Annotated in this window: 6 protein-coding genes and 1 tRNA gene; 6 read left to right on the forward strand and 1 reads right to left on the reverse strand. The window is 64.1% G+C overall.

The window, feature by feature from the left end; genetic code table 11:
* From ABZD10_RS14365 to ABZD10_RS14390, 6 genes are all read left to right on the forward strand, one after another.
* The coding region (locus ABZD10_RS14365; RefSeq protein WP_372887520.1) for a DNA/RNA nuclease SfsA at positions 1-402 on the forward strand (402 nt) is incomplete at its 5' end.
* A 204-nt stretch (positions 403-606) separates the two neighbouring features.
* A complete protein-coding gene (gene infA, locus ABZD10_RS14370; protein ID WP_007205486.1) occupies positions 607-825 on the forward strand; it encodes a translation initiation factor IF-1 in 219 nt (72 codons plus the stop codon).
* A 43-nt stretch (positions 826-868) separates the two neighbouring features.
* A complete protein-coding gene (locus tag ABZD10_RS14375) occupies positions 869-1,447 on the forward strand; it encodes a nucleoside triphosphate pyrophosphatase (protein WP_372887523.1) in 579 nt (192 codons plus the stop codon).
* Complete coding sequence (locus tag ABZD10_RS14380) at positions 1,444-2,469, forward strand: ribonuclease E/G (RefSeq protein WP_372887525.1); 1,026 nt, start codon at positions 1,444-1,446, stop codon at positions 2,467-2,469. The genes ABZD10_RS14375 and ABZD10_RS14380 overlap by 4 nt, the downstream gene beginning before the upstream one ends.
* Positions 2,466-2,648 carry a DNA gyrase inhibitor YacG gene (locus tag ABZD10_RS14385; RefSeq protein ID WP_372887527.1) on the forward strand — a complete coding sequence of 61 codons (183 nt, stop codon included), beginning with the start codon at positions 2,466-2,468 and terminating at the stop codon, positions 2,646-2,648. Before ABZD10_RS14380 ends, ABZD10_RS14385 begins: the two co-directional genes overlap by 4 nt.
* A 78-nt stretch (positions 2,649-2,726) precedes the next feature.
* A tRNA-Phe gene (locus tag ABZD10_RS14390) sits at positions 2,727-2,801 on the forward strand.
* A gap of 168 nt (positions 2,802-2,969) precedes the next feature.
* Here the strand turns inward: ABZD10_RS14390 and ABZD10_RS14395 are convergent.
* A partial coding sequence (locus ABZD10_RS14395; protein ID WP_372887529.1) for a transposase occupies positions 2,970-3,497 on the reverse strand: 528 nt, incomplete at its 5' end.

The following is a 3,497-nucleotide window of genomic DNA, read 5'->3' on the forward strand; positions in this document are numbered from 1 at the left end:
GCGCAGTACCCGGTGGTGCGGCCCGAGGTCAAATACGGACATAGCAGCCGCATCGACTTCCTGCTTTCGGGCGGCGGCGCGGATCTCTACCTCGAGGTCAAGAGCGTGACCCTGTCCCGCCAGCCGGGGCTTGCCGAATTTCCCGACAGCGTCACCGCGCGCGGCACCCGGCACCTTGAGGAACTGGCGCAGATGGTGGCCGAGGGGCACCGCGCAATGATGTTCTATCTGGTGCAGCGCAGCGACGCCGCGCAGGTGACGCTGGCGCGCGACATCGACCCGGCCTATGCCGCCGCTTTCGACCGCGCCGTGGCGGCCGGGGTCGAGGTACTGGCCTATGGTTGCGATCTGTCTCCCGAAGGGGTCTCGGTCGGGTCTCGGCTGCCGTTTTCCGGCCTGTGAACTGCTGCCTTGCAGGCCGGTGTGGCCGGTGCGACGACGCCAGTCGCGCCGGTTTCGCCGCCGCTCCTGCCCGGCTGGGGCGCTCGGCCCCGGTCACGGCGTCACATATTGCCTGCGGCAATGCGAATCGGCCTTGAAAATCAGCCCGTTTCGGCCCATTTAAGGGCAGCCCGCAGCCAGCGGGTGCAATGTGAAGGAGAAAACATGGCCAAGGAAGAACTGCTCGAATTTCCTGGTGTCGTGAAGGAACTCCTGCCCAATGCGACATTCCGGGTCGAGCTTGAGAACGGCCATGAGATCATCGCACATACGGCAGGCAAGATGCGCAAGAACCGCATCCGGGTTCTGGCCGGCGACAAGGTTCAGGTGGAAATGACCCCCTATGATCTGACCAAGGGTCGGATCAACTATCGCTTCAAGTAAGCGACACAGCCCTCGTGGCGCGGCAAATGACAGGACCGATGGCATGAAACTTATCCTCGGATCCGGCAGCCCGCGCCGCAGGGAGCTGCTGGCGCAGATCGGTGTCGTGGCCGACGACATCCGCCCGCCGGACATCGACGAAACCCCCCGCAAGAACGAACTGCCGCGCCCCTATTGCGCGCGCATCGCCCATGAAAAGGCCCTGGCCGTAACGGCAGGGGCCGATGACATCGTGCTTTGCGCCGATACCACCGTCGCGCTGGGCCGCCGCATTCTGGGCAAGCCGCGCGATGCCGGGGAGGCGGCAGAGTTCCTGATCGCCCTCGGCGGGCGTCGCCACCGGGTCATCACCTCGGTGGCGCTGCGTCGTGGTGACACCCTTTGGGAACGCACCGTGGTCAGCGAGGTCAAGATGAAACGGCTCTCGGACGTCGAGCTTAACGCCTATCTCGCCTCGAACGACTGGCAGGGCAAGGCCGGGGGCTATGCGATTCAGGGGCCCGCCGGCGCCTTCATTCCATGGATCAGCGGGTCGTTCTCGGCCATCATGGGCCTGCCGGTGGCCGAAACTGCCAATCTGCTGCAGGCGGCGGGCTATCCGCTTTACAAGGACATGACATGAAGGGCTCTCAGATCATTCTCGACCACCTGAAGGGGCGCGAAGCGGCGGCGCTGATGGTGGATGGCAGGCTCGACGATTTCCTGATCGACAGTGCCGGGCCGCGCCCGGGTGCCATCTATCGCGCCATTGCCGACCGCCCGGTGAAGGGGCGGGGCGGCATGTTCCTGAAAACTCCCGATGGGCCGGCCTTCCTGCGGCAGGTCAAGGGGCTGGCGCCGGGGCAGCCGATCCTGGTGCAGGTCACCGGCTATGCCGAGGGCGGCAAGGCGATTCCGGTGACCCAGAAGCTGCTGTTCAAGAGCCGCTATGCCATCGTCACCCCCGGTGCGCCGGGGCGCAACATCAGCCGTTCGATCCGCGATGATGATGTCCGCGACATGCTCTTGGGCATCGTCCACGAGGTGATGGAGGAGGGTGACGAGATGGGTCTGATCCTGCGTTCTTCCTGCGCCGAGGGCGAGGCCGGCGAGATCGCCGAGGACATCGATGCGATGCTGTCGCTGGCGCGCCAGGTGATGGCCGATGCGCAGGGCGATGCCGAAAAGCTGACCGACGGCGATGCGCCGCATGCCGAGGCCTGGCGCGAATGGACCTCCGATGCGCGGGTGGTGACCGACCCCGGCGGTTTCGAGAGCCACGGCGTGCTGGACGAATTGGAGGCGCTCGCCGACATTTCGGTGCCCCTCGGCTCTGGGGCCTCGATGTTCATCGAGCCGACGCGCGCGCTGGTGGCGATCGACGTCAACACCGGCCGCGACACCTCGCCTGCGGCGGGGCTCAAGGCCAACCTGGCGGCGGCCCGCGAACTGCCGCGCCAGCTGCGCCTGCGCGGGCTGGGTGGCCAGATCACGATCGACGCGGCGCCGATGCCCAAGAAGGACCGGCGCGCCTTCGAGGGCGCCCTGCGCGCCGCGCTGCGCGGCGATGCCACCGAGACCGCGCTGGTCGGCTGGACCCCGCTCGGCCATTTCGAACTGCAGCGCAAGCGGGCCCGGCTGCCGCTTGCGGGGATGGTCGCGTGAGCTGCCCGATCTGCGCCCGCGAAGGCGATGCAGCCTACCGGCCCTTCTGTTCGAAACGCTGCGCCGACGTCGATCTCGGACGCTGGCTGGGCGGCCATTACGCGGTGCCGGGCACCGCGCCGGCAGAGCCGCAGGAGGCGCCGGATGTGCTGGCGCGAAATTCCTTGCCGTTGCACTGAGTTTTTTGTCGAAACCCTCTGGACAGCCCCCGACAGCTGACATAGAACGCCGCAACCCGAACAGAGATGTTCACCCGTGCCCGGGTAGCTCAGGGGTAGAGCAGTGGATTGAAAATCCTCGTGTCGGTGGTTCGATTCCGCCCCCGGGCACCACTTTTATCTCGAAAATCAGCGCGTTAGCGGATCGGCCGTTATTGCACCTCGTGGCTTGTTTGCCCGGGACTGCGCCGGGACTCCAAGGTGATGCTTGTCCGTCGTCATATAAAATGGGACATCAGAGCGGCTTGAGCATTGGAGGCTCTGGTTCGTTTGTGTGATTGATTATGCTGCTTGTTTTTGATGTTGCAAGCGGCATTGGCGGATTGTCAGTTTCTTGCTCTTCTCCCTTTCCCTGAGAATGGCTTTGTCGCGCCCGAAGTAGACGTCGGCCGGTGTGACGTTGTTCAGGCTCTCGTGGTAGCGCTGGTTGTTGTAGTATTCGACGAAGGCCCCGATCTGGCGTTCAAGGTCGCCGGGCAGGTAGTAATTCTTCAGCAAAACCTGGTTCTTCATGGTCTGGTGCCAACGTTCGGTTTTACCTTGGGTTTGTGGGTGGAACGGCGCGCCACGGACATGCTTCATGTTTTGCCCTTCCAACCATTCTGCCAAATCACCGGAGATGTAACAGGAGCCGTTATCGCTGATCAGACGCGGCTTGTGGCGCACAACCGCCTGATCGCAGCCCGATGCTGTCAGGGCCAGCTCGATCGTGTCGGTCACATCCTTGGCACGCATGTTTGTGCAAAGCTTCCAAGCGATGATGTAGCGGCTGTAATCATCCAGAATAGTGCTGAGATAATACCAGCCCCA

The sequence above is a fragment of the Shimia sp. genome, assembly GCF_041624275.1.
In the GTDB taxonomy this organism is placed as follows: domain Bacteria; phylum Pseudomonadota; class Alphaproteobacteria; order Rhodobacterales; family Rhodobacteraceae; genus Shimia.